Source organism: Polaribacter sp. M10, from assembly GCF_054968445.1.
The window spans coordinates 18,920-45,889 of sequence record NZ_JBSSBG010000020.1; the positions used below are offsets into that span (position 1 = coordinate 18,920).

At 30.0% G+C, this 26,970-nt stretch carries 27 protein-coding genes; 12 read left to right on the top strand and 15 right to left on the bottom strand.

What is annotated here, in order from left to right:
- Positions 1–50: 50 nt before the first annotated feature.
- The 5 genes from ACWYN7_RS14825 to ACWYN7_RS14845 all read right to left on the bottom strand — a co-directional run bounded on the left by ACWYN7_RS14825 (position 51) and on the right by ACWYN7_RS14845 (position 4,759).
- Positions 51–2,489, bottom strand: coding sequence for a M1 family aminopeptidase (locus ACWYN7_RS14825; protein ID WP_462860748.1), 2,439 nt, complete (start codon positions 2,487–2,489; stop codon positions 51–53).
- A 178-nt stretch (positions 2,490–2,667) separates the two neighbouring features.
- On the bottom strand, positions 2,668–3,207 hold the full coding sequence (locus ACWYN7_RS14830) for a DUF4252 domain-containing protein (protein ID WP_462860749.1): 540 nt from the start codon (positions 3,205–3,207) through the stop codon (positions 2,668–2,670).
- 60 nt (positions 3,208–3,267) lie between these two features.
- A complete protein-coding gene (locus ACWYN7_RS14835) occupies positions 3,268–3,786 on the bottom strand; it encodes a DUF4252 domain-containing protein (protein ID WP_462860750.1) in 519 nt (172 codons plus the stop codon).
- A 42-nt stretch (positions 3,787–3,828) separates the two neighbouring features.
- On the bottom strand, positions 3,829–4,263 hold the full coding sequence (locus ACWYN7_RS14840; protein WP_215995417.1) for a hypothetical protein: 435 nt from the start codon (positions 4,261–4,263) through the stop codon (positions 3,829–3,831).
- The gene (locus ACWYN7_RS14845) at positions 4,250–4,759 is read right to left on the bottom strand and encodes an RNA polymerase sigma factor (protein WP_462860751.1); all 510 of its coding nucleotides are present in this window, start codon (positions 4,757–4,759) and stop codon (positions 4,250–4,252) included. The genes ACWYN7_RS14840 and ACWYN7_RS14845 overlap by 14 nt, the downstream gene beginning before the upstream one ends.
- A gap of 193 nt (positions 4,760–4,952) precedes the next feature.
- Here ACWYN7_RS14845 and ACWYN7_RS14850 point away from each other — a divergent pair, with 193 nt between their 5' ends.
- Both ACWYN7_RS14850 and ACWYN7_RS14855 read left to right on the top strand, forming a co-directional pair.
- Positions 4,953–6,368 carry a S41 family peptidase gene (locus ACWYN7_RS14850; protein WP_462860752.1) on the top strand — a complete coding sequence of 472 codons (1,416 nt, stop codon included), beginning with the start codon at positions 4,953–4,955 and terminating at the stop codon, positions 6,366–6,368.
- Positions 6,369–6,371: 3 nt separating this feature from the next.
- Positions 6,372–7,838 (top strand): S41 family peptidase, encoded by a 1,467-nt coding sequence (locus ACWYN7_RS14855; RefSeq protein ID WP_462860753.1) that lies wholly within the window; start codon positions 6,372–6,374, stop codon positions 7,836–7,838.
- Positions 7,839–7,848: 10 nt separating this feature from the next.
- Here ACWYN7_RS14855 and ACWYN7_RS14860 read toward each other — a convergent pair whose 3' ends face one another.
- Positions 7,849–8,817, bottom strand: coding sequence for a patatin-like phospholipase family protein (locus tag ACWYN7_RS14860; RefSeq protein WP_462860754.1), 969 nt, complete (start codon positions 8,815–8,817; stop codon positions 7,849–7,851).
- Positions 8,818–8,859: 42 nt separating this feature from the next.
- Here ACWYN7_RS14860 and ACWYN7_RS14865 point away from each other — a divergent pair, with 42 nt between their 5' ends.
- From ACWYN7_RS14865 to pepT, 3 genes are all read left to right on the top strand, one after another.
- Positions 8,860–9,903 carry a WD40/YVTN/BNR-like repeat-containing protein gene (locus tag ACWYN7_RS14865; RefSeq protein WP_462860755.1) on the top strand — a complete coding sequence of 348 codons (1,044 nt, stop codon included), beginning with the start codon at positions 8,860–8,862 and terminating at the stop codon, positions 9,901–9,903.
- 163 nt (positions 9,904–10,066) lie between these two features.
- A complete protein-coding gene (locus ACWYN7_RS14870) occupies positions 10,067–10,582 on the top strand; it encodes a hypothetical protein (protein ID WP_462860756.1) in 516 nt (171 codons plus the stop codon).
- Between the two features lie 21 nt (positions 10,583–10,603).
- Entirely contained in the window at positions 10,604–11,845 is a 1,242-nt protein-coding gene (gene pepT, locus ACWYN7_RS14875) for a peptidase T (protein WP_462860757.1), read from the top strand.
- A gap of 197 nt (positions 11,846–12,042) precedes the next feature.
- On the opposite strand, the gene ACWYN7_RS14880 is transcribed toward pepT, so the two are convergent.
- Entirely contained in the window at positions 12,043–12,582 is a 540-nt protein-coding gene (locus ACWYN7_RS14880) for a 1-acyl-sn-glycerol-3-phosphate acyltransferase (protein ID WP_462860758.1), read from the bottom strand.
- A 44-nt stretch (positions 12,583–12,626) separates the two neighbouring features.
- On the opposite strand from ACWYN7_RS14880, the gene ACWYN7_RS14885 reads away from it, so the two are divergent.
- The 4 genes from ACWYN7_RS14885 to ACWYN7_RS14900 all read left to right on the top strand — a co-directional run bounded on the left by ACWYN7_RS14885 (position 12,627) and on the right by ACWYN7_RS14900 (position 14,759).
- A complete protein-coding gene (locus ACWYN7_RS14885) occupies positions 12,627–13,967 on the top strand; it encodes a DNA recombination protein RmuC (RefSeq protein ID WP_462860759.1) in 1,341 nt (446 codons plus the stop codon).
- A gap of 99 nt (positions 13,968–14,066) precedes the next feature.
- Positions 14,067–14,303 carry a hypothetical protein gene (locus ACWYN7_RS14890; RefSeq protein WP_462860760.1) on the top strand — a complete coding sequence of 79 codons (237 nt, stop codon included), beginning with the start codon at positions 14,067–14,069 and terminating at the stop codon, positions 14,301–14,303.
- A 32-nt stretch (positions 14,304–14,335) separates the two neighbouring features.
- Complete coding sequence (locus tag ACWYN7_RS14895) at positions 14,336–14,521, top strand: hypothetical protein (RefSeq protein ID WP_462860761.1); 186 nt, start codon at positions 14,336–14,338, stop codon at positions 14,519–14,521.
- A 52-nt stretch (positions 14,522–14,573) separates the two neighbouring features.
- Complete coding sequence (locus ACWYN7_RS14900; RefSeq protein ID WP_462860762.1) at positions 14,574–14,759, top strand: CsbD family protein; 186 nt, start codon at positions 14,574–14,576, stop codon at positions 14,757–14,759.
- A 52-nt stretch (positions 14,760–14,811) separates the two neighbouring features.
- On the opposite strand, the gene ACWYN7_RS14905 is transcribed toward ACWYN7_RS14900, so the two are convergent.
- Together ACWYN7_RS14905 and glyA are read right to left on the bottom strand one after the other, a co-directional pair.
- On the bottom strand, positions 14,812–16,056 hold the full coding sequence (locus tag ACWYN7_RS14905; protein ID WP_462860763.1) for a cation:proton antiporter: 1,245 nt from the start codon (positions 16,054–16,056) through the stop codon (positions 14,812–14,814).
- Between the two features lie 89 nt (positions 16,057–16,145).
- The gene (glyA, locus tag ACWYN7_RS14910) at positions 16,146–17,420 is read right to left on the bottom strand and encodes a serine hydroxymethyltransferase (protein WP_462860764.1); all 1,275 of its coding nucleotides are present in this window, start codon (positions 17,418–17,420) and stop codon (positions 16,146–16,148) included.
- 197 nt (positions 17,421–17,617) lie between these two features.
- On the opposite strand from glyA, the gene fahA reads away from it, so the two are divergent.
- From fahA to ACWYN7_RS14925, 3 genes are read left to right on the top strand one after another with little or no spacing between them, the layout of a single operon-like run.
- On the top strand, positions 17,618–18,895 hold the full coding sequence (gene fahA, locus ACWYN7_RS14915; protein WP_462860765.1) for a fumarylacetoacetase: 1,278 nt from the start codon (positions 17,618–17,620) through the stop codon (positions 18,893–18,895).
- A gap of 49 nt (positions 18,896–18,944) precedes the next feature.
- A complete protein-coding gene (locus tag ACWYN7_RS14920) occupies positions 18,945–19,184 on the top strand; it encodes a hypothetical protein (protein WP_462860766.1) in 240 nt (79 codons plus the stop codon).
- 9 nt (positions 19,185–19,193) lie between these two features.
- A complete protein-coding gene (locus tag ACWYN7_RS14925; RefSeq protein ID WP_462860767.1) occupies positions 19,194–19,487 on the top strand; it encodes a type II toxin-antitoxin system RelE/ParE family toxin in 294 nt (97 codons plus the stop codon).
- A 34-nt stretch (positions 19,488–19,521) separates the two neighbouring features.
- Here the strand turns inward: ACWYN7_RS14925 and ACWYN7_RS14930 are convergent, their stop codons facing one another.
- The 6 genes from ACWYN7_RS14930 to ACWYN7_RS14955 form a co-directional block, all read right to left on the bottom strand.
- A complete protein-coding gene (locus tag ACWYN7_RS14930) occupies positions 19,522–19,797 on the bottom strand; it encodes a hypothetical protein (protein ID WP_462860768.1) in 276 nt (91 codons plus the stop codon).
- Positions 19,798–19,871: 74 nt separating this feature from the next.
- Entirely contained in the window at positions 19,872–20,840 is a 969-nt protein-coding gene (locus tag ACWYN7_RS14935) for a deoxyhypusine synthase family protein (RefSeq protein WP_459486573.1), read from the bottom strand.
- 148 nt (positions 20,841–20,988) lie between these two features.
- A complete protein-coding gene (locus ACWYN7_RS14940; RefSeq protein ID WP_459486574.1) occupies positions 20,989–22,512 on the bottom strand; it encodes a GNAT family N-acetyltransferase in 1,524 nt (507 codons plus the stop codon).
- Positions 22,513–22,521: 9 nt separating this feature from the next.
- On the bottom strand, positions 22,522–23,466 hold the full coding sequence (gene speB, locus ACWYN7_RS14945) for an agmatinase (protein ID WP_462860769.1): 945 nt from the start codon (positions 23,464–23,466) through the stop codon (positions 22,522–22,524).
- Between the two features lie 17 nt (positions 23,467–23,483).
- Positions 23,484–24,932 carry a type III PLP-dependent enzyme domain-containing protein gene (locus ACWYN7_RS14950; protein ID WP_462860770.1) on the bottom strand — a complete coding sequence of 483 codons (1,449 nt, stop codon included), beginning with the start codon at positions 24,930–24,932 and terminating at the stop codon, positions 23,484–23,486.
- A gap of 481 nt (positions 24,933–25,413) precedes the next feature.
- Positions 25,414–26,961: a DEAD/DEAH box helicase gene (locus tag ACWYN7_RS14955; RefSeq protein ID WP_462860771.1), complete on the bottom strand. Its 1,548-nt coding sequence runs from the start codon at positions 26,959–26,961 to the stop codon at positions 25,414–25,416.
- Between the last annotated feature and the right edge of the window lie 9 nt (positions 26,962–26,970).

A 26,970-nucleotide genomic window follows, 5' to 3' on the forward strand; every position in this document is an offset into this window, starting at 1 on the left:
GCAAATTTAAACCAAATAAACCAAGTCTAAAAATGAGTCTGAATTAAAAATTACAGCAATTTTGCCATTCCAGTTCTAATAATTTGGATATTTCTTTCTCTGTTGGGCTTATTCGCTTTTTTCTGATCTTCTACCATAGTACGCATGTAGTTAATCATAACTTTATCGAAATTAAAACCTTTGTATTGCTTGCCTTTTACAACCATATCTTCTACAACATTCTGAATAGCAAGGGTGTTGTTACTTTCGGAAATTTGTTTAAATGCTTTTTGATAAATTACTTTTACAGCGTTGTCATTTGCCAAGAACATTCCAGAAACTACAGATTTTGCAATGAATGGTAATTCAGATTCGTCTTTTTCTTCGATAAAAATTTGCGTTAATGGAGTTGCTAAAATTTGACGGACTTCATCTGGCAATGCTTTCGATTTTTTTATGGCCAAATCTTTATCAACATAATACATAGAAACCAAAGCTTTACCTAAAACTGAATATGATTTACTTTCCAATCCTTTTTCGAAAATTGGTTTTAACTCAGGATCAGTTAATTTACCCAAAGTATTGATTGCTTCTGCTTGTACTAAGGTTTTGCTATCATTATTTGCCATCTGCATAATTTTTCTGATGGCATCTTTTTTAGAAAATTTATTGATTAAATCTATCTTTTGCAATGCCAAAATTCTAATTTTATACGCATTATCATCTAAAGCGCTAACAACAGCATTAAAAGCATCTTTATCTTCTTGTTTTTTAACAACCTCTAACAAAGCTGCTCTTCTGTGTGCAAAATTATCCGCATTTTTTAATTGAAAAATATAATCGCTTAACACCTTGTTTTCGTTGATATTACAAACTAAAGTGTTGTCTGCATTTACTTGAATTAAATCTGGTTGCTTAATATAAGGAAATGTAAAAGATGCATCTTTGCTATCTACAAAAACTTGATGTCTTGTTCTTTTTGTGCCTTCAAAAATATCAATAGCAAAAGGGAATTTAAAAGTTTCTGCCTGCAATTGTATAATATTTATAGTAACTGTTTTTCGTAAAGTATTGTAATCGTAAGAAATTTCTAAGTTTGGATGATTCGCTCCAAAATACCATTGGTTAAAAAACCAGTTTAAATCTTTACCTGTTAATTCTTCGAAAATTAATCTTAGTTGATGTACTTCTGCAGTTTTGTATTTGTAAGTGGTTAAATAGGTGTTTAAGCCTGTAAAAAAAGCTTCATCACCCAAATAATTACGCAACATGTGCAATATTGCTCCACCTTTGTTATAACTAACTAAATCGAACATATCTTCTTTATCATCATACTGAAAACGGACTAAACTTTTGCTTTCATTTTGACCCGTTTTATAAGCTTCTACTTGCTCATAATAATGCATTTCTGCAGCCACTTTTCCGTATTTATATTCTCTCCATAAATACTCGCCATAATTGGCAAAAGATTCATTTAGTGTTAAATTAGACCAGCTTTCTGAGGTTACCAAATCTCCAAACCAATGATGCATAATTTCATGCGCAATTGTATTTTCTTGCACATTTTGATCTATTAATTGTCCTGGTTTTTGATAAGCTTGCTCTCCATGAACAACAGCTGTTGTATTTTCCATAGCACCAGAAACATAATCTCTAACCACAATTTGACTGTATTTGTTAAAAGAATATTCAACCCCCAATTTGTCTGCAAAAAAACCAATCATTTCAGGAGTTAAACCAAAAATATCTTTGGCATAAGGCGCATATTCTTTTTCTACATAATAGTTTACAGGAATGTTTTTATAAAAATCTTTTATGATTTCAAATTCACCTATTCCCATAAAAAATAAATATGGAGCATGTTTTTGATCGAATTTCCAATAATCTGTTCTGTTGTTTCCAGATTTTGTTTGACTAACTAATTCCCCATTAGAAAGTGTTTGATATTGATTAGGAACTGTAATGTAAATTTCTTGTGAAGTTTTCTGATTTGGACTATCTATAGTAGGAAACCAAGCTGAATTTGCTTCAGTTTCACCTTGTGTCCAGATTTGAGTAGGTTTGTTTTTATCTATGCCATCAGCATTTATAAAATACAAACCTTTGGCATCTGTAATTGCTTGACTTCCTTTATCTTTTACCTTTTCTGGTCTTGCAGTGTATTTTATATAAAGTGTAAATGCTTCGTTTTTTTGATAGGTTTTAGGCAAATCAATAATTAAATTATAATCATCATAATTATAATCTAATTTACTGTTATTTAAAGTGATACTATGAATTAACATAGACTTGGCATCTAATGTAATTTTATCAGTAGCATAAAAATGTGGTTTTGCTGTAATCCATGCTTCACCATTCATAGTTTTATCAGAAAAATTAAAATCGACTTTTAACTTTGTATGGACCAAATCGTGGATTTTTTCTCTTTCTGCTCTGTAAATTGTACTTTGTGCAAAATTGGTGTAACTAATTAATAAAACACAAAAAGCTACTATTTTTTGAAACTTCATAAATATCATATTCTTCAAGTTTCAAAAATACTAAATATGATTATAGTAGCTGTTAATGAGCAGTTAAAAAGTTATGTTAGTTTGATGTTTGGTGAAGTTAGTTAAGTGTTGGGTATAAAAAAATGGAGATATAAAGTTCTTCGTCTTTATACCTCCATTTTAAGCAAACTTTTGGTTTTTATTTTTCTTTAAAAATAGCACTAAAACTTTCTAGGTTTCCACTATCCATTTTTACGCTATTCATCATTTCAATTACTTTTGCAGGATTCATATTTTCGCCCAACAATCTTGCAACTCCTACTCCATTTTTATCTCCATAACCAAATGCAATTACTTCGTCTATGGCATCTGTATCTCCTGAATAATAAACTTTTACATTCATACCCTGAGCCTTCATAGCCATTAGGGTTTTGTAATTGTCATTGTCTTTAAAAATGTTTTTAAGTTTGGCTTTTTCTGTTTCATAAGCAGCTGTATTATCTTCCGTTTTTGGTAAAAAAGCGATGTTTATTTTTTTAATACTTTTTATGGTTTCTTTTACATCATCAGAAACATCAGCTTTAGCAGATAAAACCGAACTTACAGGTAAATCTCCAGTATAAAAACCTTCTTTACCACTGGTATCTACTAAATAACTTTGCAAAGATTTTTCGTTTTTACAAGAACTTGCAAAAAGTACTAAAAAAGCTAAAGCACAAATTTGGGTTAATTTTTTCATTTTTAATGTTTTTATGTAAAAGTCAGGTTTAAAACATTAAACCTGACTTTTTAAAGTTAATTACTTGTTTTCTTTAACAATCTTGTCTGTGTATTCAGACATTTTGTTAATGTCTATGTTACCTGTTAAAGATAACACCATAGCTTCTGATACACCTTTGGTATGTTTATCTATGCCTTTTACAAACATTAAAACTTCGCTAACATAATCTTTATTGCTTGTGGCTTTTACATAAATCTTAACTCTAGAACCATCTTCTTTAATTCTCATTAATTGAGTTAATTTCTTAGATTTAATTGATGTGTTTACCATACTTTCCATTTTAGAAGCAATATCTAAATCTTTTGTAGAAAACATTTTAAATTCGCTTAAATCACCAATCATTTCGAAGGCCTGAATTACTTCATTATCATCAGATTTGACATTTTTAGGCTGAAACTTTTTTAACAGCTGAAAAGCATCTTTGGTAACTACTACCATATCTACACCATCCATATCTTCTAAACTATCGAAAAGTGATTGTGCGCTTGTAACCATTGGTGCTACAACAAATGCTATTAATATTATTATTTTTTTCATAATTTCTGTGTTTACTTGGTTTTACTAATTTTTACTTGGTTTTTATTTTAAAGCTTTATTGGCTTTGTCTTCTTGTTTGTACAATTGTGCTACTGCTTGTTCTCCTTTCTTTAAGTTATTAGACAACAATTGTAATCCTTCATTTACTTGTGCGTAAATTCTTTCTGCTTCTTTTCTATCTTGATAATCCTTAATTAAAGGTTTACCTATAAAAACACTAAACAGAAGTGCTATTGATGCTGCTACAGACAACCATTTAAAGTTTATCTTATTCGATTTTTTAGGTTCTAACTTTATGGTTTTTGTGTAGGTTTCATCTTTTACAGCAGTAAAATAATTAAACATATAACTGTACTCTTGCAAGTGTGGTGCAACATCCTCTTTTGTAAAATAGTCTTTTAGGATTGCCTCTTCTTGTAGCGTAGTTTCTGCGTTTTCGTATTTTTCTACTAATTTTTCTATGTTAGCTAACTCCATAGTTGTGTTTTTTAATTAATTCTTGTCTTATTGTTTTTCTTGCTCTAGATAATGCTACTCTTACTGCAGTCGGTTTCATATCAACCATTTTACAGATTTCTTCAAAATCATACTGTTCAACATCTCTTAATTGAATAATTATTTTTTGTTGCTCAGGTAAATTTTCTATCAATTTGTGTACTTGGTTTACACTGTCTTGATATTCCATTTTCTTATCTAAAGACGTTTCTTTCTCTTTATAATTACTGTGTACTAATGTTAAATTACTTGCTTGTTTTGATTTTAATCTGTCATAGCAATAATTTTTTGTCATTGTCATTGCAAATGCTTCTACATTTTTATAATCAGCAATTTTTTCTCTGCTTCTCCATAATTTAAAGTATAATTCTTGAGTAGCATCTTCAGCTTCTTCTGTAGAAACTAAAAGTCTTTTAGCTAGTCTAAAAACTTTATCTTTAAAGGGTAAAACAACTTTTAAAAAGTCTGATTGGTTCATTGGTTTTATTTGTTTTTCTGATATTTTTTCATCTCTTATATCAGGTTTACATAATTACGACGAACAACAATTTATTTTGTTACATCTTATTTCAAAATAATACTAAAAAGGTTTAAATTGCGTTAAATTTACTACAATATCTATATATTATTTTATGAGGTTTTATTTAAAAGCTATTTATTTTTCGATACTAATGGTAACAATAGTAAGTTGTTCTAAAGAATATGAGATTCCTCAAGAATTGGTAGTACACGATTTCGTTTGGAAAGGATTAAACGCATATTATTTATATCAAGATCAAATTGAAGATTTATCTGACAGAAGATTTAGTTCTGATCAAGAATTAAACACCTATTTAAGTTCTTTTACAGATTATAATTCTTTATTTTCTAGTTTGTTAATTCCAGAGGATGTAAAATCAACTTTAGTTGAAGATTACAATACGATTACAGAACCAGAATTAAGAACAGCTTTTATAAATGGTTTGGAATTCGGAATTATTGCAGACCCAAATAGCACAACTAATGTTTTAGGTTATGTAACACATATTTTACCAAATTCTGATGCATCTGCAAAAAACATCATTAGAGGCGAATATTTTTATGCGGTTAATGGTGTACAACTAAGCAGAACTAATTACCAAAGTTTACTTTTAAATGGTTTGGATAGCTTTACACTAAACATGGCAGATTTTGATGGAACTACAATTACACCCAATACAAAAACGGTATTTTTAGAAAAGCAAGATTATACGTATCCTGCCACTTTTTTAGAAAAAGTGATACCTGTAAATGCTGATAATATTGGTTATTTAATGTACAATAATGATTTTTCTGATAATTATACAATTGATTTAAATAACACTTTTTTAAACTTTAAAAATCAGTCAATTAACGAATTAATTTTAGATTTAAGATATAGTGTTGGTAGTAATGGTTTTGCAAAGAATATATCTAAGATTGCAAGTATGATAACTGGCCAATTTACAGACGAAGTTTTAATAAAAGAAGAATGGAATTCAAAGGCACAATCTTGGTTTTTAGAAAATCAGCCAGATTCTTTATTAACGAAGTTTCCAACGCAAATCAATCAAAATACAACAATTAATGGTTTAAATTTAACGGATGTTTACATCATTTTAAATGGAGAAAATTTTACAGGTTCTTCTGCTGTAGAATTATTAATTAATAGCTTAAAAACACATATTAATGTACATATTATTGGTAATCAAACTGCAGGGAATAACACAGGTTCCATTACTTTATACAATTCAGAAGATTACGATTTTGGTTTAAAAAATGAAACCCATACAGTGGCTTTGCAACCAGTAGTGTTAAGTTTTTTAAATAATAACGACGAAACTTATGAAAACGGATTTACACCCAATTTAGATCTTTGTAATAATGAAGATGTATTAAATTTAGGTGTTTTGGGCGAAACTTCAGATCCGATTTTAAATAGCGTTTTAAATTACATCTCTACAGGTACTCCGATTTCTAACAACAACTGTAACTCTAATAATTATGAATATTTGTTTAATAGCATAACCCCACAAAGAACTACTGATTATGGTGTTTTTATTGAACAAAATTTACCAAATACACACTAATAAATGAAGCAATTCTTAAAAATTAGCCTTTTATCAATAGCAATATTTTTTTTTTCTTGTGAAAAAAATAGTCCTTTTGATCAAAACACATCTACAAACGACGATCTTAACTTTTTTATTTGGCATGGTTTAAACCTTTATTATTTGTGGCAAAAAGAGGTGCCAGATTTGGCTGATGATCGTTTTTATAGTTACGAAGATTTGTATTCTTATTTTGGTGAATACGAATCGCCAGAAGCCGTTTTCGAAAGTTTATTAAACAGACCTGATGATCGTTTTTCGGTTATTGTTGATGATTATATTGCTTTAGAAAATTCTTTTCAGGGCTTAAATTTAAGTAATGGTATGGAGTTTGGCTTGGTAACTTATACAAATAACAGTAACAATGTGTATGGTTATGTACGTTATGTAATTCCGAATTCTTCTGCAGAAACTCAAAATGTAACAAGAGGAATGATTTTTAATGAAGTTGATGGAAATCAACTAACAGTAGACAATTATATTGCGCTGTTATTTGGCAGCAATACCAGTTATACCATAGGTTTGGCCGATTTTAATAATGGAAACCCAATTGCAAACGGAACAACAATTGCTTTAGACAAAACAGAATTGCAAGAAAATCCGATAAGTATATCAAAAGTAATTACAGACGGAACTCAGAAAATAGGCTATTTAATGTACAATCAATTTGCCAGTAGTTTCGACAGTCAGTTAAATGCAGCATTTGCCAATTTTAAATCAGAAAATATAAACGATTTAATTGTAGATTTAAGATACAATTCAGGAGGTTCTGTAAACACAGCAACCTATTTAGGAAGTATGATAACAGGACAATTTACAGGTGAATTATACTCGCAAGAAATTTGGAACGATAAAGTTACAGCTGCTTGGCCTTCTGATTCTTTTGTCAATAATTTTACAGATCAAATTAGAAATGTAGATGCTAATGGTACTGTTATTTTAGAAGAAACCATAAATAGTTTAGGTTTAAATAGAATTTATTTTATAGTTTCTTATGGTTCAGCCTCTGCATCAGAATTGGTGATTAATGCTTTAAGCTCTCATATAGAAGTAAATTTAGTTGGTAAAACCACAAGAGGAAAACAAGAAGGTTCTATAACTTTATACGATTCTGAAAATTGGCAAAGAACAGGCGATAATTTAAACCCAAATCATAAGTATGCTATGCAACCACTAGTTTTAGAAATTAGTAATAAAGATGGCGTTAATTATCCAGAAGGAATTGTACCTGGAAGTACTAATTTTCCTGGTATTGAATTGGGTGAAAATTATGGTAATTTAGGGGTTTTAGGAGAACGTTCAGATCCTTTATTAGATAGAACTTTACTTTATATTTCTACAGGTAACAAAACATCAACAAAAACAAGTAATCCTTTTAATTATAAAGAAATCTACAGTTCTAAATTGGCAACACCTGCTACAGATTATATGTTTGTCAATTTAAAATAATGCAAGAATTTTAATGAATTAAATTTTCTACATCATCTATACCTTCTTCAATTTCTTTATCTGTTAAAACATCAGGTCTAAATTCGCTCATCAATTCTTCTCGTTTCGATTTTGCGTATTTAAAACCAGATTTCCACCATTTACGCATTAGTTTATCATCAAAAACTAAAGAATTTGTGGTTAAAACTGTAGGTGTATAATATAAATTCAATTTTACATTTTTATTATTTGCAGCCAATTTACCAATAGTAATATTATGTCTTTCTACGTGGGTTAACATAAAATCAAAAACATCAAAAAGAAGAGCAAACGGATTTTTAGAAGGGATTCTGTTAAACTGCGTAACTTCGGTTTCTAAAATAATAGCATCAATTTCTGTTGCACCTCTTAAAATAGCTTCTCTAATTGGCACTAAAGATCCAAAACCACCATCTGCATATTGTTGGTTATTTTTTTCTAACAAACTCATAAAAGGTACGTAATTGCAAGAACCCCAAATCCAATCGCAAAAATCTTGGTAAGTACAGTCTTTACTAGACTTATATTCTATTTGGTTGGCTGTTAAATTAGATACTGTAACCACAATTTCTTTATCATTCTCCTGAATTTGTTGATACATTTCTTGGGTAATTTTTCGCTTAATTAAACTGCGTAAATTCTTGCTCTCACCAAAAGTTTTTCGTCCTCTAATAAAATTTACTAAGGTGTTAAAATGATTGATATTCACCACTTTTTCGCCAGCAACTTTTTTTATCGTAAAAGGATTATTGCTAAAAATTGTTTCTTGATTTACGTTGGTGTATAATTCTTTCAATTCATCCAACATTCCTAAAGCCAAATGAGAAACCATCAAACTACCTGTAGAAGTACCTAAAAACAAATCATAATCTCTATTTTCTTTTTTCATTAAATACTGGGCTACACCACCAGCAAAAGCTCCTTTGCTTCCACCACCCGAAATTACCAATGCTTTTTTCATTAACTCAAAATGATTTGTTTATTTTCGTTAAAAATATCAAAAATGAAAAGAATAACACTAGTATTTTTCGCTTTACTTTTAATAAACTCTTGTGCTAAAGAATATATCCCTAGAAATATTGATACAATTCATATTCAAGAATTTAAAATGGATAGCACAAGCATAAGAGCAATAAAAGTTCTAGATTCTGAAAAAGTTTATTATGCTGGCTCTAAAGGAAATGTAGGTTTTAAAACAGATAGAGGTGTTTCTTTAAATGCTTTAAACATCAAATACAAAGATTCTATAATTCCGAATTTTAGAAGTGTTGCCTTTAATGGCGATGATTATTTTGCCCTTTCTATTGGTAATCCTGCTTTATTGTATAAAATTTCTGAAGGCGAAACGAGTTTAGTGTACAAAGAAGAACACGAAAAAGTATTTTATGATGCGTTAACTTTTTTTGATGATAATTTACATGGAATTGCAGTTGGAGATCCTACAGAAGACTGTGCCTCAATTATTTTAACTTCGGATGCTGGTAAAACTTGGCAAAAATTATCTTGTACTGCATCTCCTAAATTTGAAACTGGTGAAGCTTTTTTTGCTGCTAGTAACACCAACATAAAAACAATGGGAAGCACAGTTTGGATTGCTTCTGGAGGCGCAAAAGCAAGAGTTTTAAAATCTACGGATTTTGGTAAAACTTGGCAGGTTTATAACACACCAATTATTCAAGGCAATGGACCTCAAGGAATTTATTCTATCGATTTTGCTGATAAAAACAACGGAATTATTATTGGAGGGGATTATTCTAAATCACAAGAAAACAAAGCAAATAAAGCCATAACAACAGATGGTGGAAAAACTTGGACACTAGTTGCAGACAACCAAAACCCAAACTATAAAAGTTGTGTACAATATGTACCAAATACAAATGGTAAAGAGGTTTTTGCAGTAGGCAAAACAGGAATTTCTTTTTCTAATGATGCTGGTAAAACCTGGAAAGATGTTTCTAAAGAAAGTTATTATGCCATTCAGTTTGTAGATAAAAACACAGCTTGGTTAAGTGGTAATGAGAAAATTGGGAAATTAATATTAGAATAAAAAGATCCTATTTATTTCCCAAAAGGGGAAAAATATCTGCAAAAATTTAGTGAAATTAAATTTTTAAAACTAGTTTTAATCAATAGTAATTAATCTGTGTAAATCTGTAAAATTCGTGTCTAAAAATAGTTATAACATCCTTTTTCTAGCATCTCTCTTACTTTTGTCTTGCCAAAAACCATCAGAAATTAGCAAAGATTTCAATTGCGAAACTTCAGCGTTTAATAATTTAGAAACGGTTGATGATGTAAAAAATCTGTTTTCTATAGAAATTCCTAAAAATTGGAAAACAAATTTATATCAAGATGAAGTGCAATCTTCTATTTTTACAGCAGACACCACAAAACAACTTACAGAAACTGTACTTTTAGATGTCACTTTTATCCAAAATAAAATAGATTTTAATGATGCATTTTTGCTGCAACAAGAACAAGAAAACTTAGCTAAAGGTCTTATAAAGACAAAAACAACAGAGGTTTTACTATTAGAAAAACCATCATTATTTATGGTTTTTAAAGGCAAAAAAGGAAAGTTTAACTATCAAGTTTGTAATGCTTTTATAAAAGTAAACGAGTCGAATTTTGTTTTAGCTAAAACAGAAGTTTATGGAGATTCTCTAGTAAATCAAAGATTTTGCGAAGCTTTTTCGTTGATAGAGAACATTAAACTAAAAAATTAAATAGAAAATATCATCTAGATTATGATTAATAAAGAACAAATTACAGAACGTTTTATAAGTTATGTAACTATAGATACTGAATCAGACCCAAATAATCCTGCTTTTCCAAGCACAGAAAAACAGTGGGTTTTGGCCAAAAAATTAGTAACTGAACTTCAGCAAATTGGTTTACAAGATGTTGAATTAGACGAAAATTGTTACATAATGGCAACTTTGCCCAGTAATATCAACCATAAAGTGCCAACAATTGGTTTTATTGCACATATAGATACAAGTCCAGATTTTACAGGAGCCAATGTAAAACCTCAAATTATTGAGAATTATCAAGGCAATACAATCATTTTAAATGAAAAAGAAAACATTGTCTTGTCTCCAGATTATTTTGATGATTTGTTGCAATACAAAGGTCAAACCATTATTACTACTGATGGCACAACACTTTTAGGAGCAGATGATAAAGCAGGAATTACAGAAATTGTTACTGCTATGGAATATTTAGTAAACCATGCAGAAATTAAACACGGAGAAATTAGAATTTGTTTTACTCCTGATGAAGAAGTTGGCAAAGGAGCTCATTTATTTGATGTGGATAAATTTGGTGCAGAATGGGCGTACACCATGGATGGCAGTCAAATTGGTGAATTAGAATATGAAAATTTTAATGCAGCTTCTGCAAAAATCACCATTAATGGTAAAATTGTTCATCCTGGTTATGCAAAAGGAAAAATGATCAATTCCATTTTAATTGCTAACGATTTTATCACTGCCCTACCAACCAAAGAAGTGCCAGAACAAACAGAAGATTATGAAGGTTTTTTTCATTTGCATGATATAAAAGGTGATGTAGAACAAACTGTTTTAGAGTATATTATTAGAGATCATGATTTTGAATTGTTTGAAAAAAGAAAAAAATTGATGCAAAAAATTGCTGATGATTTTAACCATCGCTTGCAACAAGAATTAATTACAGTAGAGCTAAACGATCAATACTTTAATATGAAAGAGAAAATTACACCTGTAATGCATATTGTAGATATTGCAGAAGAAGTAATGAAAGATCTTGGAATTACCCCTTTAATAAAGCCAATTCGTGGAGGAACAGATGGTTCTCAACTTTCTTATAAAGGTTTGCCTTGCCCTAATATTTTTGCTGGTGGCCATAATTTTCATGGTCGTTTTGAATATGTACCTGTAGAATCTATGATAAAAGCAACAGAGGTAATTGTAGGTATTGCACAAAAAGTGGCTCTAAAATACCATTAAAAAACAAATATTTTATCATTCTGATTTTTTGGATAATATGCAAAAAAAATCTCCAAAAATTTCTTTTTGGAGACCATAGTTAATTATTCGTAACAATGATAAACTATATACATCTTTATTGATAAAAAATCCCTAGACTTTATTTCATAAAGAAATGTACCGCAATTTAGCTTAACTACAGAATTTATAAAAATGGTTTACGATAATTCAGGGTTTTTCCCCTTTACATTCAAGAAAAACCCTCTTAAAAAAGCAATATCTTTTTCTTTATTTTCAGTAGTATAAAAAGGTTCCGAAATTTTTATTTTTTTGTTTTCAAAATCGAGAGTTGCCATCACAATAGGCACATTGGCTCCTTTTGCAATGTAATAAAAACCTGTTTTCCACGTAGTAACCTTTTTACGAGTGCCTTCAGGAGAAATACCTAATCTAAATTCTTCTTTACTGTTAAAAATTTCGATAATAGCATCAACCAATTTATTATTCTTACTTCGATCTACAGGAGTGCCTCCTAAGGCTTTAAAAATAAAACCAAAAGGCCCTTTAAAAAGTGAAGCTTTACCAATAAAATTAATCATGATACCTGAACTCATTCTGGTTAAAATTGCAATCGGAAAGTCTACCCAACTCGTATGTGGAGCAGCAATAACTACATATTTCTTGATGGTTTTGTTGAATTCTCCTTCAAACTTCCAACCTAAAATTGTAAATAATATAAATCTTGCAAATCCTTTCATTGTCTGTTTTAAAAGTGATAAATTTAAGCACTTAATTTGATACAATGACAGATTTGATTGCTTACTTTTTAATAGCACTGGTTTTTAGTGCAATAGGTTTTTTTATTGGTAAATTACTTACCAAATTAAATTTAGAAAAAGAGAACACAATTGTAGAGAAAGAAAAATCTACTTTACAAGAACGTGTTGTTTTATTACAGCAATCTAAAGATTTGGCTGAAAACAATTTTATTGAATTGCAAAAAGAGGTAAAAAGCAGTCAGCAAGAAAAAGAAAATTTACTACAATTAAATACACGACAAGATTCTGAAATTAAGAACTTACAGTTAAAATTAGAAGAACACAAAGCAGAAGTAGAAAATCTTCAGAAAAAATTCACCAGTGATTTTGAGGTTTTAGCTAATAAAATTTTAGAAGAAAAATCGAATAAATTTACAGAACAAAACAAAGAAAATTTAAAAGTAATTTTAAATCCTTTGCAAGAAAAAATAAAGGTTTTCGAAGATAAAGTGGATAAAACTCACAAAGAAAGTATCGATTATCATGCAGCTTTACGTCAGCAAATTTTAGGTTTAAAAGAGCTCAATCAACAAATGAGTAAAGACACTTTAAATTTAACAAAAGCCTTAAAAGGTGATTCTAAAATGCAAGGTAATTGGGGTGAATTGGTTTTAGAACGAGTGTTAGAAAAGTCTGGTTTAGAGAAAGATAGAGAGTATTTTGTACAGCAGAGCTTTACTACAGAAGAAGGCAAAAGAGTATTGCCAGATGTTGTAATTCATTTGCCAGATAACAAAAAAATGATTGTAGATTCTAAAGTTTCATTAACCGCTTACGAGCAATATATTAATGAGGATGATGAAACCATAAAAGCACAATTTTTAAAAGATCACATCAATTCTTTAAAAAGGCATATAGAGCAATTATCAGAAAAAAAATACGAAGATTTATATCAAATAGAATCGCCTGATTTTGTATTGTTATTCATCCCAATAGAACCTGCTTTTGCTGTAGCTTTAAATGCTGATAATCACTTGTACAACAAAGCTTTTGAGAAAAACATTGTAATTGTTACGCCTTCTACTTTATTAGCCACTTTAAGAACTATAGATTCTATGTGGAATAACGAAAAGCAACAAAGAAATGCAATGGAAATTGCAAGACAAGCTGGTGCTTTATACGATAAATTTAATGGTTTATTAACCGATTTAATTGGTATTGGTAAACGTATTGACGATAGCAAAAAAGAATATTCTAATGCCATGAACAAATTGTTTGATGGTAGAGGAAACTTAATTACTTCTGTAGAAAAGCTCAAGAAAATGGGCGCAAAAGCTAAAAAATCACTTCCCGAAAAAATTATTGAAAGAGCAAAACAAGAATAAATTTCTCCATTTGCTTTTGAGTTAAGATTAACTTTATACGAGTTAAGCCTCACCTTATTTCTGCTTTACTTTTGTAGTGTAACCAATTAAAGACACATTATGAAAGATAATAAAGATAAAGAAACTGAGCTATATAAAGACGTCGAAACTGAAGGTGTTACCGAAAATGTTGCTGGCGAACAAACCATACAAACCGAAGAAACTAAAATTTTAAAAGGTGAAGATGGTGATAAAGATAAAGAGGTTTTGATTGGTAAAGACATTGATAAAATTGATGAAATTAAAGAAGGTCATGATACTTTGCAAAAAAGAATTTTAGCAAAACTTATGAAATAAGAAACCGAAATAGGAACCCAAAAATTTACAAAATGGCAGAAGATAAACAGGAGCCTAATTTACATCCATTAAAAGGAACAGTAAAAGAAGGCTATAAAGATAAAGATAGTAGTAAAAAAAGACTACAAGGAGAAGATAAAGAGTTATTAGAAAATCAAGTACATAGTGCTACAGATGAATCTGATAAAAAAGTTGCTGATAAAATTCAGAATACTTAAAAGCTCAAAATATTCTCAAAAATTAAATAAATAACAATAAAAAAAACACATTATGAACACAGACACAAACGAAGGTAAATGGAAACAAATTAAAGGTGAATTTAAAGATAAATTCGGACAAATTACCAATGATGAATCTACAGAAGCCGAAGGAAAAAAAGACAAATTAATTGGAGAAATCCAAGAGAAATATGGAAAAACCAAAGACGAAATTGCTGAAGAAATTAAAAATTGGTAAGCGAATTAGACTTCAAAATTAAAGTATCAAAGCACAAACTTTGATACTTTTTTTATGCTTTTAATTTAAATCTATTTACCAATTTACCTACAGTTAAACCTTGTACAATTATAGAAAACACAACTACAATGTAAGTAATTACCAAAAACAATTCTCTATGCATTTCTGCTGATAAACCTAAGGCTAACGCAATAGAAATTCCACCACGTAAACCTCCCCAAGTCATAATTAAATTGGTTTTTGGAACAAAATCTAACTTCTTTTTAAAGATGTTAATTGGCAAAAATAAAGAGATATATCTACAGATTAAAACTATTGGCACTGCAATTAAACCTGCTATAATATATTTACCATCAAATACAAGCAATAACATTTCCATACCAATTAAAACAAATAAAATGGCATTTAAAAGAATGTCTAACAACTCCCAGAATTTATCAACATATTTCTCAGTAACTTCAGACATGGAAGTTGCTCTAACAGTATCATTACCCACAATTAAACCAGCAGTAACCATTGCTAAAGGAGCAGATAAATGCAGTTTATGCGCAATAACTGTACCTCCCATAACTGCAGCTAATGTTATAATTACTTCTATATCATAATCGTCTATAGATTTTATTAAACGATAAGATATCCATCCTAACAAACCTCCTAACACAATTCCACCAATTACTTCTTGTCCAAATAATTGAGCCACATCTGCTACAGAAGTATTTTCAATACCCGATTTTGCAATTTCATAAATGGTTAAAAAAACAACAACTCCTACTCCATCATTAAATAATGATTCTCCAACAATTTTGGTTTCTAATTTTTTTGGTGCTCCTGCTTGTTTTAAAATTCCTAAAACAGCAATAGGATCTGTAGGCGAAATTAATGCCCCAAATAACAAGCAATAAATAAAATTAACATCAAAACTTAAAGCCTGAAGGATAAAGAACATTACAATACCCACTAAAAATGTAGACGTTAAAACACCTAATGTAGAAAATAATAAAATGGGCCAACGTTGAATTTTTAATTGCTCAAAATTGGTGTGTAGAGCACCTGCAAATAATAGAAAACTTAGCATTTCGTCTAATAAAACCGTTTTAAAGTCGATACTAGATATAATCGATTTTTCGATATCTAATAAAGTAGGATCAAAATAACTTATCAATAAAACAATTAAAGTAAACACAATGGTCATTATCATTAATCCGATTGTATTTGGCATTTTTAACAAACGCACATTTACATAACCAAAAATGGCAGAAAGAAAAACTAAAACTGTTGCTATAAAATAAGTATCCATAAATTTTTATTTTCAGGTTGAAAGATATAAAAAAAGCATCAAGATGTTACTTGATGCTTTTAGTTTTTTATGATTTAAAAGTAAAACTCTTACATTACAAATAATCGTCTTGCGCTCATCATAGTTGCAACACGTTCTCCTATTTCATGTAGAGCTTCGTCATTATCAGCATTCTGAATAGCTTCATCAATAAAATCAACAACAGCTTTCATATCTTCAGTTTTTAAACCACGAGTTGTAATTGCTGCAGTTCCTACACGAATTCCGGAAGTTACAAACGGACTTTTATCATCAAAAGGAACCATATTTTTATTTACTGTAATATCAGCTTTACCCAAAGCAATTTCTGCATCTTTACCAGAAATATCTTTGTTACGTAAATCGATTAACATACAGTGATTGTCTGTACCACCAGAAATTAAATTATAACCTTTAGCAACAAATTCTTTGGCCATTGCAGCTGCATTTTCTTTTACCTGAATTTGATATTCTAAAAACTCATCAGTTAAAGCCTCTCCAAAAGCAATTGCTTTAGCAGCAATAACATGCTCTAAAGGTCCACCTTGATTTCCAGGAAAAACAGCAGAATTTATTAAAGTAGACATTTTTTTAGGCTTCCCAGATTTTAAAGTCTCACCAAACGGATTTTCAAAATCTTTACCAATCATAATCATTCCTCCTCTTGGCCCTCTTAAAGTTTTGTGAGTGGTAGTTGTTACAATATGACAATGAGGTAATGGATCGTTTAAGATACCTTTTGCAATTAACCCTGCAGGATGAGAAATATCTGCCATTAAAATTGCCCCAACAGAATCTGCAATTTCTCTAAAACGTTTAAAATCAATATCTCTAGAATATGCAGAAGCACCAGCAATAATTAAATTTGGTAATTCTCTAGTAGCAGTTTCTTGAATTTTATCATAATTTAAAACACCAGTTTCTTTTTCAACTCCGTAAAAAGAAGTTTCGTATAATTTTCCAGAAAAATTTACTGGAGAACCGTGTGTTAAATGTCCTCCATGAGATAAATCGAAACCTAAAATTTTATCACCAGGTTTTAAACAAGCAGCAAAAACAGCTGTATTTGCCTGAGAGCCTGAGTGTGGCTGAACATTTACATACTCAGCACCAAATAATTCTTTAGCTCTATCTATGGCAATTTGCTCAACAATATCTACAATTTCACAACCACCATAATATCTTTTTCCAGGATATCCTTCAGCATATTTGTTTGTTAAAATAGAGCCTTGTGCCAACATTACTTGGTCGCTCACAAAGTTTTCTGAAGCGATTAACTCCAAACCATTTAATTGTCTTTCTTTTTCTTCCTGAATAAGGTCAAAAATTTGATTGTCTATTTGCATTGTTGCTTATATTAATTAGTTGTGCAAAAATAATTAAAATCGAGATGTAAATAAAGCTATTTTTTTGATGTTTTTAACAACTTATTAATAATTCTTAAAAGACATTTAAACTATTCTTAAAAAAACTACTTTTCATTCAATAATAGTTTTAAAATGACAAAAAATTATGTAGGTTTGATAAAAATTAATTTATTACAATGATCATAACAGCAAATAATCCTAAAAGAAAATCTTGGTTAAAAGTAAAAGAGAATTCAGATTTTCCGATTCAAAATATCCCTTTTGGCGTTTTTATTACCAGAGATGATATTATTACAATTGGAAGTAGAATTGGCGATTTTGCAATAGATTTAGGAGCCTTTCATCAATTAGGTTATTTTGATGGAATTCCGCTTACAGACGACATCTTTTTACAAGATAATTTAAACGATTTTATTGCTGATGGTAGAAAAACATGGAGGTTAGTACGTAACAGAATTGCAGAAGTTTTTGATGTTACCAATGGTAAATTACGTGATAATGCAGACCACAAAGACAAAATAATTTTTAGAATGGACGAAGTAGAAATGCTTTTGCCTGTTGCTGTTGGAGATTATACCGATTTTTATGCAAGTAAAGAACACGCAACCAATGTGGGTTCTTTATTTAGAGATCCAGAAAATGCATTATTGCCAAATTGGTTACACATCCCTATTGGTTATCATGGAAGAAGTTCTTCTATAATACCTTCAGGTACACCAATAAGAAGGCCTTATGGACAAACAAAACCTGCAGAAGGTAGCAATACTCCTGGTTTTGGACCAAGTAAATTAATCGATTTTGAACTAGAAATGGCTTTTATTACTACAGATGCCAATGTTTTAGGTGATAGAATTCCGATTGACGAAGCAGAAGAATATATTTTTGGTTTGGTACAATTTAATGATTGGTCTGCAAGAGATATACAAGCTTGGGAATATGTGCCTTTAGGGCCTTTTTTAGGAAAAAGTTTTGCCTCAACCATTTCTCCCTGGATTGTAACTTTAGATGCTTTAGAGCCTTTTAGAGTAGAAAACCCAGAACAAATTCACGAACCATTACCTTATTTAAAACAACAAGGAAAAGGTAGTTACGATATTCATTTACAAGTTGGCATTCAGCCAGAAAATGGAGAAGAAACTGTTGTTGCCAATTCTAACTTTAAATATATGTATTGGACAATGGCGCAACAATTGGCACATCATACTGTAAATGGATGCCCAGTAGAAGCAGGAGATATGATGGGTTCTGGAACCATTTCTGGACCAACAAAAGATAGTTTTGGTTCTATGTTAGAATTAACTTGGAAAGGAGAAAATCCGATAAAATTAAAAGACGGTACAGAACGTAAATTTATTAATGATAATGATACTGTAATTATGCGTGCTCATTGTAAAAATGATAAAGTACGTATTGGTTTTGGTGAATGTGTAGGTAAAATATTACCAGCTAAGTAATTAGTTTAATATTTTTTATATTTGATAAAGAATTTTTAAAATAATATTGATGGATATCGCTTCAAGAAAATTAGAACTTATTGAAAAATTGATGGGGATTATCAATCCAAATACTATTGATAAAATTGAAAAATTCTTTAAATCTGAAATTGAAGAGTATTCAAATAATGAATTTCCTGAAATTGTAAACGAGTTATTAAATCAAAGTGAACAAGATTCTTTAGATGGTAAAGTTATTTCTCATGAGATTGTTATTAATGAAGCTAAAGAAAAATACAAGCTTTTATAACACTCTCATATGAAAATTACTTGGACTGAAACTGCTAAAATCACTTTTGAAGCTGAACAAGAGTTTATTTTCAAGAAATGGAATGCTAAAGAAGTTCTTAAATTTATAGATTTGATTAATCTAACTATTCTGAAATTATCAAATTTTCCTGAATTAGGTATTAAAGTTAAAAACAAGAGGCATCTAGTTATTTCTAGACAGACAACTTTAATTTATAAGATATTATCAGACGAACACATTGAAATACTACTTTTCTGGAATAATAAATGGAATCCAAAAGATTTTGAAAACATATTAATCTAAAAAGCTCTGAAAATTCAGAGCTTTTTTATTTTAATTAATCTTCATCAGAAATATTTACATCAAAATCATCATTATCTTCAAAGAAATCTTCATCATCTGCATACTCTTCCATTGCTTCTTCTAACTTGGTACTAATTTTAACTAAATAGTCAGTATCATCCGTTTTCACTTCAACAGCCTTAATGGTTTCTCCTTTTGCATTTTTAAAAGAAATAATATCATCATAATCATATCCATCAGGATATTTTTCTATTAATAAATCTAAAATGTCTTTTGTTAATTTTGCGTACTCTACAATTACTCTCTTCATTTTAATAAATTTTCAATAAGTTTTACAAGCAATTTTAAAAATAAAAAATAAAATTCAATAAAACTTAAACGGGTTTACATTTCTAATAAATATGCAAAAATTAACGGAGCCACAATGGTTGCGTCACTTTCTATGATAAATTTAGGCGTATCTATATCTAATTTTCCCCAAGTTATTTTTTCATTGGGCACAGCTCCAGAATACGAGCCATAACTTGTGGTTGAATCTGAAATTTGACAGAAATAACTCCAAAATGGTGTGTCAGTTCTTTCCATATCTTGGTATAACATGGGTACAACACAAATTGGAAAATCACCTGCAATCCCTCCTCCTATTTGAAAAAAACCAATTCCGTTTTTAGAATTTTCTGTATACCAATCTGCTAAAAATGTCATGTATTCAATACCAGATTTCATGGTACTTGCTTTTAATTCGCCTTTTAAAACATAAGAAGCAAAAATGTTTCCCATTGTTGAATCTTCCCAACCAGGAACTACAATTGGTAAGTTTTTTTCTGCGGCTGCATACATCCAAGAATCTTTGATGTCAATTTCATAATACTGCTCTAAAACACCAGACAATAACAATTTGTACATGTATTCATGTGGCAAATAACGTTCTCCATTCGCTTCTGCTTCTTTCCATATTTTTACAATATGTTCTTGTATTCTTCTAAAAGCTTCTTCTTCTGGTATGCAAGTATCTGTAACTCGGTTTAAGCCTTTTTCTAACAAATCCCACTCTTCTTGTGGTGTTAAATCTCTATAATTGGGTACACGTTTGTAATGAGAATGTGCCACCAAGTTCATGATATCTTCTTCTAAATTAGCACCTGTACAAGAAATGATTTGCACTTTATCTTGACGAATCATTTCTGCAAAAATCTTTCCTAATTCTGCTGTACTCATTGCGCCTGCCAAAGAAACTAACATTTTAGATCCTTTATTTAATTGGTCTTCATAGCCTTTTGCGGCATCTACTAAAGCAGCAGCATTAAAATGTAAAAAGTATTTTTCTATAAAATTTGTAATCGGTTTTTTCATTTTTTTATTTTGTTTGATACAATTTCTAAATGTTCTTGATACTATTCAGCAAAAAAATAAAAATCACTCGAACTGACAGTCCTATCTTTAAGTAATTATTTATTTAGAGATTTTATCGGTATTCTATTAATTAATTAATTATTTTTTTTTAAAGTTTTTTAACTTCGAAGATGTCTTTTCTTCTATCTTTTAAATTACGTACACTACCAAACTGATTTAAATCTTTTAACAAATCTAAATCTACATCAGCAATTAAAATCATTTCGGTATTTGTAGTGGCTTCTGCTTTAATTCCGTTTGCTGGAAACGAAAAGTCACAAGGTGTAAATACCATGGATTGTGCATATTGTATGTCCATATTATTTACCTTTGGCAAATTACCAACACTACCAGCAATGGCTACATAACACTCGTTTTCTATGGCTCTTGCTTGTGCACAATGACGCACTCTAGAATATCCATTTTGCGTATCCGTTAAAAACGGAATAAACAAAATATCCATGCCTTCTTCTGCCAAAATTCTGCTGAGTTCTGGAAACTCGGAATCGTAACAAATTAACACACCAATTTTACCACAATCCGTATCAAACGTTTTTAGCTCATTTCCACCTTGCATTCCCCAAACTTTGGCTTCATCTGGGGTAACATGCAATTTTTCATAACGCTCTGTGCTACCATCTCTTTTACAGATATACCCCACATTGTACAGCAAACCGTCCTTAATTTCTGGCATACTACCTGTTATAATATTGATGTTATAACTGATGGCCAATTCAGAAAATTTCTGAACAATACCAGGTGTATATTTTGCCAATTCTCTAATGGCTTGCGATTCTGGTAAGTGATTGTTATCTGCCATTAAAGGCGCATTAAAAAATTCTGGAAACAATGCAAAATCAGAACGATAGGCAGAAACTGCATCCACAAAATATTCTGCTTGTTGCATCAATTCTTCCAAATCTTTGTACAAACGCATTTGCCATTGAATTAAACCCAAACGTACTACTTTTTTCTTTGTAGCTGCTTTTTTAGATTTTTTCTCGTAATAAATGTTGTCCCATTCCAATAAAACTGCAAATTCACCAGAATTTTCATCGCCTTCTAAATATCCTTTTAAAATTTTTGAAGGATGAAAATCGTTAGAAATTTGAAAATTTAAAACAGGATCATTTATTTCTTTGCGTTTTACTTTTTCGATATACTCTTTAGGCGATAAACTTGTTGCATACTTGTGGTAATTAGGAATTCTACCACCAAAGGCAATCCCTCTTAAATTCTGCTTTTCTGCCAACTCTTTTCTGTAATCGTACAATCTTCTACCCAAGCGTAAACCCCTGTATTCCGATTTTATAAAAACATCAATTCCGTATAAAATATCACCATTTTCATCATGCGTATCAAAGGTATAATTATCAGTAATGTCTTTATAAGTATGCTGATCATCAAAACTATCGTAATCTAATTTTATAGACAATGCACAACCTGCTAACTCTCCATTTATTTTGATAACTACTTGTCCTTCAGGAAATTTATCAATCAACGTTTTAATTTGATTTTCTTTCCAATAGGCATCTGGCATACTTGCATACGCTTGAATCATTGCAGCTTTTAACGCTTTATAATCGTCTAAAGTTAAAAACTGCAATTCGATATTTTCTATGTTTTTTATCATTATAGAAACTTAAAAATCGTCGTCATCGTTTTTAAACTTTGATAATTTACTAAACGGATTTGTGTTGTTGATATCATCTCCAATATCATAAGTATCATCATTTGAAGCAAACTTATAGCTTAACATTTTGTAAAACAATTTCGCTGCTAAAAAGTCTGAAGATTTATCCATTTCATTAGGACATAATTCTACCATATCAAAACCAACCACATTTTTTTGCTCAAAAACTTGCTTTAAAAATTCTAAGGTTTCGTAATAAAATAATCCACCTGGTTCTGGAGTTCCTGTTGATGGCATTATTGATGGATCTAAAGCATCTAAATCGAACGTAATAAAAACGTTTTCAGTTAATTGATCAATTACATCTTCCATCCAATCTTCATTTACGGCCATATCGTGTGCAAAGAAAACTTTATCAAGATTCATGTTTCTTTTTTCAGAAATATCCATACTTCTAATTCCAACTTGCACTAAATTAGTTGTAGAGTTGGCCTCGTAAACAGCACAAGCGTGGTTGCATGTAGAACCTTCATATTCTTTTCTTAAATCTGCATGAGCATCTATATGCAACACTGTTAAATTGTTAAAACACTCGTTAAAAGCTCTAATTGTACCTATAGAAATGGAATGTTCTCCTCCAAAAACAGTTACAAATTTATTTCTATTTATGTATTTTTTGGTGATGTCATGTACAGCATCTACCAAAGTTTCTGGAGATGCATTTTCTGTAATTGCGTCTGCCAAATAAACACCTTCTTTATACACTTCAGAATCCGTTTCTATATCATACAATTCCATGTTTTCAGAAGCTTCTAAAAAGGCTTGGGGGCCTTTGTCTGCTCCTTTTTGCCAAGTGCTTGTTCCATCATAAGGAACAGGGATTAATACAATTTTAGATGTTGACAGTTTTCCATATTCTTCGGAAATTCCTGCATAAGTTTTACGCGTATTCATTTTGTTATTTTTTGAAGTTAAAAAACTTCTGCTTTTATTAATTTTTCTGATTCTATGTTGTTTTCCTTAGCGTTTTCATATCCTAATATCGATAGTAATTCGCTACTTTTTTGTTGTTCTTTAAATATGCTTGTTATCAAGTTTCCATCTTGATCTCTATCAATAATTAAATGTTTTGGATGCGGAATTAAACAGTGTTGTAAACCGCCAAAACCTCCTATAGATTCTTGATAGGCTCCTGTATTAAAAAAACCGATATAAAGCGGATTTTCTTTTTCGTAAACAGGCAAATAAATTCCGTTAATGTGTTGTTCTGAGTTGTAGTAATCATCACTATCACAAGTTAATCCGCCTAAAAGCACACGTTCATATTGTCTGTTCCATTTATTAATTGGCAACATTATAAAACGTTTATTTATAGCCCAAGCGTCTGGTAAAGTTGTAATGAATGATGAGTTGATCATGTTCCAACGTTCTCTATCATTTTGCTTTTTTTGATATAAAATTTCATAAATAGCAGCACCAGATTCGCCAACCGTAAAACTACCAAACTCCGTAAAAATATGAGGCACTTCTACTCCTGCTTCATCACAAGCTTGTTTAATTTGATTAATGATTTCGTCTATCATATATTCGTAATCATAATCAAAACCCAATGAATTTTTAATCGGGAAACCACCACCAATGTTTAAGCTATCTAAACTCGGGCATACTTTTTTTAGGTTGATGTAAACATTTAAACATTTCATCAATTCATTCCAATAATATGCATTGTCTTTGATACCAGTATTGATAAAAAAATGCAACATTTTTAAATCAACTTGTTTATTACCAGCAATTTCACGTTCGTAAAAAGAAACAATATTTTTATACCCAATTCCTAAACGAGAAGTATAAAATTCAAATTTTGGTTCTTCTTCGGATGCAATTCTGATTCCAACATGTAGTTTTTTATCAGTTTCGTCTAATAAAAGGTTTAGTTCTTCGTAATTGTCTATAATCGGAATGCAGTTTTGATGTCCGTTATTGATTAAATCTCCAATATTTTTAATGTATTGATCGCGTTTAAAACCGTTGCAAATAACATAAGTATTCTCTTTTATTTTGCCTTCTTTTTTTAAACTGTTTACAATATCAATATCAAAAGCAGACGAAGTTTCTATATGTATTTCGTTTTTTAAAGCTTCGTTTAAAATGTGTTTAAAATGCGAGCTTTTTGTGCAATAACTGTAAAAATAGTTGCCTTTGTAATTGTGTTTTTCAATACTATTTTGAAACCATCCTTTTGCTTTATTGATGTTTTCTGAAATTTTTGGCAAATAGGTAAATTTTAATGGAGCTCCGTATTTGGCGGTTAATTCCATTAAATTAATGCCATGCCAAAATAATTTGTTGTTTTCTGTTTTAAATTCCTCTTGAGGAAAATCGAATGTTTGTTCGATTAAATCTTTGTATTTAGTGTTCACTTGTTTTTTAAATTAATTGTATGATAAATCCACCTAAACTAAAACATATCAACATTTTAGAATAGAAATTATAACCCTAGAAAAAGGGTGATTATCACTGTAATATTTGCAAGTAAACAACATGCAACTTTGAGAAAAGCTGCAATTCTTGAAGAAAAGAAAATGGAGATACCTTAATTTTTTCGTTGCATTTCCAAAATGCAATGTACCCTTCATTCTCCAATAAAGAGCTACTTCCGAAATAAGAAAAACTAAACATTTTACTTAACAATAAGTGTTGTAAAAGTAAATTATTTTTCAATACAAAAAACAAAATCAAAAAAAAAGTAAAAAAATAATGCGTTTTTATTTTTCCCTTTAAACATAAGGCTTTCAACACAAAAGAAATTCTATCGCAAAGGAAATAAACTTAAGAACAAGCCAAAACAGAAAAGATAAAACAAAAAAAAACGCTGACTAATCAACGTTTTTTTAAAATATGTTATTCTTCAATTGGTGGATGACCATGAATTTTCTCATAATCTTCGTCGAAGTTTTCTCTTAGATAAGAATTTAGTTTTTTTCTGTAATCGTCTTTTAACCAAGTTACAAAGTTGTGTGTACTTTTAGAAATACATTTTGCGTATCTGTTTATTCTATCGTCTATTTCCTCACCTAGCATTTTAGCTAAAATTAAGGCATCAAAAACATCTTCGCTATTTTCGATACACATTTTTGCGTGGTGAACAATCGATTTTTCTAATACTCTTTTAGAAGATTCTCCTGAACGAATGGTATCTATGTATACTTTTTTCATATCGAAATAGGTATCTGTAGATTTTGCAAATTCTTTTTTAACATCTGCAGGTAATTCGTATCTAAAAGTGCTTTCTATTTCTTCATCAGAAAGAATGGCATTTAAATAATAATCTGGAGCTCTAAACATTTTTTGCCAATCTAAATCAGCGCCCCAAGGTCCAAATCTGTAAAAATTGTTACCTAAATCAACAACATCAAACGTCTTTTTATCTTTAAAAATACGAGAACCACGCCCTATCATTTGGTAATACAAGGTTAACGATTTTGTGGCTCTATTTAAAATGATAGCTTCTATACTTGGTTCATCAAAACCAGTTGTTAAAATACTTACAGAAGTAATAATAGCATTTGGTGTTTTATGAAACCATTTTAAGATAAATTCTCTTTCCTTTTTTGTGTTGGTATTGTCTAAATGTGCAATAGGATAACCTGCTTTTTTAAAAGCATGAAACACTTGAATAGACGTATTAATACCATTGTTAAAGATTAATGTTTTTTTGCCTTTTGCAGTTTCTTCGTAAGCAGAAATTAACTTAGAAAGCATGTCTGAATTTGTATATAAATCTTCTGAAGATTTTACAGTATAATCTCCATTTGCTCCTACTTCTAATGAGGTAAGACCAACGTTATACGAATACATGTTTGCTTTTGCTAAATATTCATTATCAATTAAATCTTGAATAGATTCACCTACAAATAATTCTTGATAATTCTCATACATTGGTAATTTAATGTTGGAACTTAAAGGAGTTGCAGTAACCCCAAGAATAAAAGATTGATCAAAAAACTTGAAAATTTTTGTAAAAGAATTGTAATGTGCTTCATCAACAATTACCAAACCAATATCAGAAATGTCTAATTTATCGTCATTTAAACGATTTTTTAACGTTTCTACCATGGCTACAAAACAATCAAAATCGTGCTGATCGTCTAATTTTGCAGTAGAATTGATAATTTTATTCCTAACACCAAACTCTTTTAGCATTTTAGAAGTTTGCTTGCTCAACTCAATTCTATGCGTTAGCACTAAAACTTTCTTTTTAAAATTAGCAATATAACGTCTTACAATTTCTGAAAATATTACTGTTTTTCCACCACCTGTTGGTAATTGATATAATAAATGATAATCTTTAGGTGCATTTTCAAATCTCTGAAAGATTTCGCGAAGTGCATCTTTTTGATATCCATATAATTCCTTACCAACTTTTTTTGTAGTATTTATTTCTGCCAAACGTCTAAA

Bases quoted from the DNA above. Each gene is read 5' to 3' on its own strand.
- glyA (WP_462860764.1), bottom strand. From the start codon at position 17,420: ATGCAAATAGACAATCAAATTTTTGACCTTATTCAGGAAGAAAAAGAA.
- ACWYN7_RS14905 (WP_462860763.1), bottom strand. From the start codon at position 16,056: ATGGATACTTATTTTATAGCAACAGTTTTAGTTTTTCTTTCTGCCATT.
- ACWYN7_RS14925 (WP_462860767.1), top strand. From the start codon at position 19,194: ATGAAAATTACTTGGACTGAAACTGCTAAAATCACTTTTGAAGCTGAA.
- ACWYN7_RS14855 (WP_462860753.1), top strand. From the start codon at position 6,372: ATGAAGCAATTCTTAAAAATTAGCCTTTTATCAATAGCAATATTTTTT.
- fahA (WP_462860765.1), top strand. From the start codon at position 17,618: ATGATCATAACAGCAAATAATCCTAAAAGAAAATCTTGGTTAAAAGTA.
- pepT (WP_462860757.1), top strand. From the start codon at position 10,604: ATGATTAATAAAGAACAAATTACAGAACGTTTTATAAGTTATGTAACT.
- ACWYN7_RS14935 (WP_459486573.1), bottom strand. From the start codon at position 20,840: ATGAAAAAACCGATTACAAATTTTATAGAAAAATACTTTTTACATTTT.
- ACWYN7_RS14830 (WP_462860749.1), bottom strand. From the start codon at position 3,207: ATGAAAAAATTAACCCAAATTTGTGCTTTAGCTTTTTTAGTACTTTTT.
- speB (WP_462860769.1), bottom strand. From the start codon at position 23,466: ATGAATACGCGTAAAACTTATGCAGGAATTTCCGAAGAATATGGAAAA.
- ACWYN7_RS14880 (WP_462860758.1), bottom strand. From the start codon at position 12,582: ATGAAAGGATTTGCAAGATTTATATTATTTACAATTTTAGGTTGGAAG.
- ACWYN7_RS14850 (WP_462860752.1), top strand. From the start codon at position 4,953: ATGGTAACAATAGTAAGTTGTTCTAAAGAATATGAGATTCCTCAAGAA.
- ACWYN7_RS14920 (WP_462860766.1), top strand. From the start codon at position 18,945: ATGGATATCGCTTCAAGAAAATTAGAACTTATTGAAAAATTGATGGGG.
- ACWYN7_RS14845 (WP_462860751.1), bottom strand. From the start codon at position 4,759: ATGAACCAATCAGACTTTTTAAAAGTTGTTTTACCCTTTAAAGATAAA.
- ACWYN7_RS14865 (WP_462860755.1), top strand. From the start codon at position 8,860: ATGAAAAGAATAACACTAGTATTTTTCGCTTTACTTTTAATAAACTCT.
- ACWYN7_RS14940 (WP_459486574.1), bottom strand. From the start codon at position 22,512: ATGATAAAAAACATAGAAAATATCGAATTGCAGTTTTTAACTTTAGAC.
- ACWYN7_RS14930 (WP_462860768.1), bottom strand. From the start codon at position 19,797: ATGAAGAGAGTAATTGTAGAGTACGCAAAATTAACAAAAGACATTTTA.
- ACWYN7_RS14825 (WP_462860748.1), bottom strand. From the start codon at position 2,489: ATGAAGTTTCAAAAAATAGTAGCTTTTTGTGTTTTATTAATTAGTTAC.
- ACWYN7_RS14835 (WP_462860750.1), bottom strand. From the start codon at position 3,786: ATGAAAAAAATAATAATATTAATAGCATTTGTTGTAGCACCAATGGTT.
- ACWYN7_RS14885 (WP_462860759.1), top strand. From the start codon at position 12,627: ATGACAGATTTGATTGCTTACTTTTTAATAGCACTGGTTTTTAGTGCA.
- ACWYN7_RS14840 (WP_215995417.1), bottom strand. From the start codon at position 4,263: ATGGAGTTAGCTAACATAGAAAAATTAGTAGAAAAATACGAAAACGCA.
- ACWYN7_RS14900 (WP_462860762.1), top strand. From the start codon at position 14,574: ATGAACACAGACACAAACGAAGGTAAATGGAAACAAATTAAAGGTGAA.
- ACWYN7_RS14860 (WP_462860754.1), bottom strand. From the start codon at position 8,817: ATGAAAAAAGCATTGGTAATTTCGGGTGGTGGAAGCAAAGGAGCTTTT.
- ACWYN7_RS14890 (WP_462860760.1), top strand. From the start codon at position 14,067: ATGAAAGATAATAAAGATAAAGAAACTGAGCTATATAAAGACGTCGAA.
- ACWYN7_RS14895 (WP_462860761.1), top strand. From the start codon at position 14,336: ATGGCAGAAGATAAACAGGAGCCTAATTTACATCCATTAAAAGGAACA.